The sequence below is a fragment of the Binatus sp. (SeqCode) genome, assembly GCF_049584895.1.
GTDB lineage: Bacteria > Desulfobacterota > Binatia > Binatales > Binataceae > Binatus.
Genome location: NZ_JBAUYR010000073.1, coordinates 1 through 5721 on the forward strand (window position 1 = coordinate 1; position 5721 = coordinate 5721).

The following is a 5721-nucleotide window of genomic DNA, read 5'->3' on the forward strand; positions in this document are numbered from 1 at the left end:
ATATTTACTGGGATTCTTCAGGCGCCAATGTGCAGGACATGGGCATACAAAAACTGCCGCTGGGAAATGGTTCGGCGAAGCTGGTGACGGTGAAATATCCGAACGGCGGCTACACGCCCGGAGATACCTGGGATCTGTACGTCGCGCCTGACAACCGACTCAAAGAAATGGTCTACCATCGGGGGTCATCAAAAAGCCCGGTGCCGGCTCTGGTTACAGTGACTTGGGCGGGCTACAAGAAAGCTGGCCCTCTCCTTTTCTCGACGGAGCATCGCGGAACGGCGGACGGTAAGCCGATACAACTCTTCTTTTCGGATGTAGCCGTCAGGATGGTGGGGTCGGATACGTGGATTAACGCGAAATAAGAGGTAGCCTCTTGGTGTCGATGGCAATTGGTGATTGTCGGACACTGCTTTTCAAAGGAGAGGTTTGATGGCAACCCCCGGCTCCCACAAATACCTGTTGGTCGCGGTCGCGTTCGCGCTGACAATAGTGAACGTCGATTTGTTAAGCGCCAACGCGCAAACACAATCCGCACCTCCGCCTGCAAAGGTGCGACAGGTGGAGTTCACCTATCATACAGACATCACCGGAATCGATCCGAAAGCTCATCGGGTTGAGGCCTGGATCCCGCTGCCGCGAGAAGACCGATTCCAGCAGGTCAGCGCGATCAGTTTCGACAGTCCTGCGCATATCGAGGTGGTGAATCAGCCACACGGCGGCAATCGCATTGCGCATCTGTCGGCCGCCGCGCCGCCGTCGGGTTCGATACCGGTGACGATCCATTTCAAGGTGCAGCGCATTGAGGAATCGGCGAACATGGCGAAGGCGCAGGCGAACATTCCGGAGCCCACCGGCAGGGCGTTTGACAGCTACCTGGGCCCGGACCGGCTGGTGCCTATCGACGGACAGATCAAGCTGGTGAGCGCCAAGGCGGGCGATGCCGACGGTACTCCGTACGGACAGGCCCAGGCCATCTATGACTATGTGATCGCGAACATGTCTTACGACAAGAGCGGCAAAGGATGGGGACGTGGCGACGCTATCTATGCGTGCAACGTCAAAAAGGGGAACTGCACCGACTTCCATTCGCTGTTCATCGCGATCGCGCGCTCGCGGGGCATTCCAGCGCGCTTCACGATTGGCTTTCCGCTCGGCTCGCCGAGTGCGGGTCAAATCCCGGGCTACCACTGCTGGGCGGAATTCTACGCCGGTGGCCAGTGGGTTCCGGTCGACGCGTCGGAAGCATGGAAGCATCCACAACTGCGTCAGTATTATTTCGGCCATCTTGACGCCGACCGGGTTGCCTTCACGATGGGCCGCGACCTGGAGCTGAAGCCGCGCCAGAGCGGGGAACCGGTCAATTTCCTGATTTACCCGTACGTCGAGGTAGATGGGAAGCCGCTGCCGAAAGAGCAGATCAAAAACCAGTTCGAGTACAGGGAGGTGGCCAGCCAGTGATTCGAAGGGCCGCCGAGAATAACTGCGACGAAGTTTCAAACAGTGGAGATCGTCGCACGACGCGCTCTCGCTGATTGCGCCCACATCCAGCCAGTTACGCCCAGAACGGGGCCGTATTCAACTACCATTGTCGCCCAGACGGGAAGTGGCCAGTAGACTGCAAGCGAGCTCACGGTCCAGACTGCCAGCGGCAGAGCTCGAGGAGTGAAAAGGAACGGGGTAACCCAAACGAGGTACCACGGAAAAACCGTCGGGGCGAAGAGCAGTGTCGTTGCCACAGGCCAGGCCCAGGCCTCCGGTGAATCGACGGCCAAATGCCAGCGAGTCCAGAGCGCGACTGCAAATCCGAGAGCGACCGGAACGCCGACCAGGCCCTTCGTCGGAAAGACCCACTCGAGCGCTGTGTAAACCGGTGCGTTGACGCGCCAACGCACCAGGTAGCCTCCCAGCGAGCCGAGCGGCAACTGGCCGTGTCCCAGAAATGGAATATAGAGCGCGGCGAGGATTCCGACGCCTAACGCTGCGTCACGAAGACGGATGCGACCCCAAAAGAGGGGCGCCAACGGGAGCGGAAGAAATTTGACCCCGATCGCAAGCGCGAACCCAACAGCAGAAGCTGTGCGCCTTCCCCGTGTCAGCAAAGCAGCGGTGAGAACAAGAGCTAGCGCACCTAAGAGATCTACATGTCCGTTTCCGGCGCCCTCGAGTGCGACCAGGGGATTCCATGCATACGTGAGCACCCACCAGCGGCTTCGATGGGACGCGGACAGCCACCAAAGGAGAATGGCGACTAAGGCAGCATCGCAGAGAAAGGCTGCCGATTTCATCGCGCGCGCTGAGTCATCCACCAATGCGACCGCACGAAAAAAAAGTTCTGCAACGGCCGGATACGGCGTCGGGAAATCAGGATGGTTCATCAGCAGAGTCTCAGCCGTGTGCAAATGCCGGACATCGCTGTTACTTGGCACAACCAGGTAAGGATCGTAACCAAGCCTCTGGATTCTGCCATCCCACACGTACCTATAGACATCGGTTGAAAGGGTTGGCGGGCTGAGCAGAAGGAGAACTCGCCATGCCGCTGCCAGCACAAGGCATAGCGCAAGTCCTCGATTGCTTCTCCCCACAAACCGGCCGAGGAGCCATGTGGTTCGCAGATATGCGATAGCTGCCACCGCAGTGCATGCGACGAATACGCGCGCGTGTGTTCTTGAATCGAAGAAGGAAATCCCGACCATGCAACCTGCGATGACTAATCCCAAACTGAGGACCGCAGCCGGTGCGACGCTCTCGTCCTTTACCACCCGCGTAGCTCCGGCCGGCGGGCGAGCCACGCGGCCGTCCGCCGGGCGCGGTGAGGAAAGATGCGGAGCTCACGGGCCAACCGTGCCAGATCCTCAGGCTCATCGACGTCATAACCCGTTTCGGTGAGTGCCACGCGGAGACCCAGGCCTTGCGCAGTTGCCACCAGCGAATCAAGAGCGCTGCCAGTTCCCATCCGTTGCGTGTCAAACAATTCGGCTTGCGCGGTCGTACTACCTACGAGGTAGTAGCCACCGTCAGTAGTAGGACCCACCACCACGTCCGCCTCGTGGAGGAGCTGGAAAGCCTTATCGAGCGTCTCCGGCGGCAGTTGAGGGCTGTCGCCGTCGAGAGCGACCACGCGGCGGTACCCTCTGTCGATGAAGATTCTGAAGGCCGAGACGAGGCCAGCGGCAAGACCTTCGCCCTGTTGTCCAACGACTTCGATCGCAGGCAGCCATCTGGTGAGATCGTCGACATCTGAAGTCGGGCAGACAATGGCGAGTGCGTCAGTTGAGACGGCGCGAGCGAGATCCAGGGTATCTTCAATCATACATCTATAGAGGTCCATGACGGCTTCGGCATTCAGGGTGGCGGCGAGTCGGGTTTTTACGTGGCCGACGCGAGCAGCCTTCGCCATTATGATCAGGGCACGTTCACCACTCGCTGAACGCCGTTTCAAACGTTTCTCTCGCGCGTGGAGCCGGTGTCGAAGAGTTGATACTTCAATATAGCGCCGATGATACCCCAGGCCGCGCCGATGCTGCCTCGGAAGGTGCCGCTTATTTTCGACGAGCCGATCCGAGGATGATAACTTACCGGTACTTCGGTAATTCGAAGTCCCCGCCGCGCGCCCTTCACGATCATTTCGACCGGCCATCCATACGTGGATTCTCGCAGCTCGAGCGCAATCAGCGCTTGATACCGTGCTGCTCGGAACGGACCGAGATCCGTGAGGCGAACTCCGTTGAGAAGAGCGATCAGGCAAGCCGCGAGACGGTTGCCGACCACGGCATGCCAAGGCATAGACCCTGCCATCCGCTCGCCCGCCAGTCGCGAGCCGATGACGATGTCAGCAGCGCCTTGCCGCAACGGCTCCAGCAGACGCGACATTTCCGCCGGACGGTCGCTGTAATCCCCGTCCAGGAACACGACGACGTCTGGGGCATTGACTGCTGCAAGTCCGGTGAGACACGCGCGACCATAGCCACGCCGCGGCTCTTGCAGAACCTCGGCCCCCATTTGGCGCGCAATCTGTGCCGTTCCGTCGGTTGAATCGCTGTCGACGACCAGCACTTGTTCGACCATTCCCTTCGGGATATCGCGCAGGACCAGGCCGATGGATTGGGCTTCGTTGTACGTAGGAATGACTACCGAGACGCGCACAGGTTCAGATTGGAAGCTGCGGCCAGCGGCGCGCGAGCGCGACGTCAACGGCTGCGCGCTCGCCCGACGGTCCGAGAGCTACAGATACGGCCACGATCATTGGCATCAACAGTTCCCAGTACCACCCAATTCCCCACTCGGAGAGCCATAAGCCAGTCAGAAATCCGAATGCCACCAGCGCAGCAGGTCGAGACAACAAACCGATGATAAGCAGGATTCCGAGGCTCGATTCCAGAACTGCCTGCATAGGGCCGGCGATCGCTGCATGCGCCGCCATAAGTCCCATCACCTGCTTCCAAAGTGCGGGCGCGTGACCATACTGGATGTAGTAGCGGATCAATCCCGCATATCCTTTGGAGGTGTATAGGTCCTTGCCAAGGTTCTCGAAGAACGTCGACAAGAAAAGTGCGCCGAGTGCGACCCTTAGTATCGCGAGTACGAGCGCGGGATCGAGGGCGGGCAGTCTGGACTTGCTCAAGCTTTGCGGTCCCCTTGCTCTTGCGCGCCGAACACGGTGGTGCAAGCGCTCCCAGCCTTGGGGAATTGTCGCGAGCTTCCGGCGCGACTGGCGAACGACGGTATAGGCTTTCCCGCGACGAAGGGGCAAAACTCATCTGGCAGATCTAATCCTCCCCGGAGCAGCCGGCGACTCGGACAGCCGCCGCGGCATGACTCGACAAAGCGACAATTTCCGCAGAACTGCGGAATTCGATCCAACTCCCGAAAAGCCGGCGAGTCGACAATCGCGGCTCCCCATTTTTCAAGTTCGGCCAGGCCGACATTCCGCTTCGGCCAATAGACGCAGGGGAGCACTTCGCCCTTCGGCGTGACGCGGATGGTGCCCTTTCCGCATCCGCCCAATACAGGGTCGAATCCAAGAATCGCGCGCACGATAGGTTCATTGCATACGGCTAGTGGACAGGATTTCAGCAGCCTCTGAAAGCCAGTCCAGAACTGCTCATAGTCGAGTGAGAAGGCATCCGTTTTGACAGGCTGATAAACATTTACCCTGAAATTTGCCCCGTGCTGGGAAGCAAGCGCCCCGATCTCGGCAAGCTTGTCATAGTTCGTCCGCATCATAACGGCGATAATCGTGACCGAGACTCCTAGTCGCAGAACCCGCGCCGTCTGATCGAGCACGAGCTGCCAGTTCCCCGGACCACGCCAGGAATCCTGCTCACGCTCGGTTGCGAAGTCCAGGGAAAACTCGAGATCAGCGAAAGCGCGCAGCTCATCATCGCTCAGGACCGCCGCCGAGTAGCCGTTTGAAGTCAGCGCGATCGTAGTGCCGCGGTCGCGCAGGTACTGCAGGATCGCGTGAAACTCCGGATGAAGTCCGTTCTCACCGGTTCCAAGGTTCACCGACCGAACGGGCACATTTTCGCAAACGCGCCGGACGTCCTCGAGCGACAGACGATCGATCCGACCTGTATCGCGATAGCAATGAGCGCACGCGAGATTGCATTCGTTGGTGAGCCCGAGGCCAACCGAAAAACCATTGCCACTGGGTCTTTCCATCATCTCGGCCCTATCATTTGCGGACAGAATAATCCACCACAGGGCGGTATTTCTCAG

Annotated in this window: 6 protein-coding genes and 1 pseudogene; 2 read left to right on the top strand and 5 right to left on the bottom strand. The window is 59.4% G+C overall.

Annotated elements, in window-relative coordinates; all coding sequences use genetic code 11:
- Positions 1-365, top strand: a pseudogene (locus WB650_RS13280) (hypothetical protein); the annotation flags it as partial.
- A gap of 67 nt (positions 366-432) precedes the next feature.
- Entirely contained in the window at positions 433-1461 is a 1029-nt protein-coding gene (locus WB650_RS13285; protein ID WP_422304156.1) for a transglutaminase-like domain-containing protein, read from the top strand.
- Positions 1462-1496: 35 nt separating this feature from the next.
- On the opposite strand, the gene WB650_RS13290 is transcribed toward WB650_RS13285, so the two are convergent.
- The 5 genes from WB650_RS13290 to WB650_RS13310 all read right to left on the bottom strand — a co-directional run.
- A complete protein-coding gene (locus WB650_RS13290) occupies positions 1497-2549 on the bottom strand; it encodes a hypothetical protein (RefSeq protein ID WP_423960796.1) in 1053 nt (350 codons plus the stop codon).
- Between the two features lie 206 nt (positions 2550-2755).
- Positions 2756-3442, bottom strand: a complete 687-nt coding sequence (locus WB650_RS13295) for a TIGR04282 family arsenosugar biosynthesis glycosyltransferase (RefSeq protein ID WP_423960798.1) — start codon at positions 3440-3442, stop codon at positions 2756-2758.
- Complete coding sequence (locus WB650_RS13300) at positions 3439-4194, bottom strand: glycosyltransferase family 2 protein (RefSeq protein ID WP_423960799.1); 756 nt, start codon at positions 4192-4194, stop codon at positions 3439-3441. The genes WB650_RS13295 and WB650_RS13300 overlap by 4 nt, the downstream gene beginning before the upstream one ends.
- Complete coding sequence (locus WB650_RS13305) at positions 4151-4624, bottom strand: DoxX family membrane protein (protein ID WP_422304152.1); 474 nt, start codon at positions 4622-4624, stop codon at positions 4151-4153. Before WB650_RS13305 ends, WB650_RS13300 begins: the two co-directional genes overlap by 44 nt.
- The coding region (locus WB650_RS13310; protein WP_423960802.1) for a radical SAM/SPASM domain-containing protein at positions 4621-5721 on the bottom strand (1101 nt) is incomplete at its 5' end. The genes WB650_RS13310 and WB650_RS13305, both read right to left, overlap by 4 nt.

Bases quoted from the DNA above. Each gene is read 5' to 3' on its own strand.
- WB650_RS13285 (WP_422304156.1), top strand. From the start codon at position 433: ATGGCAACCCCCGGCTCCCACAAATACCTGTTGGTCGCGGTCGCGTTC.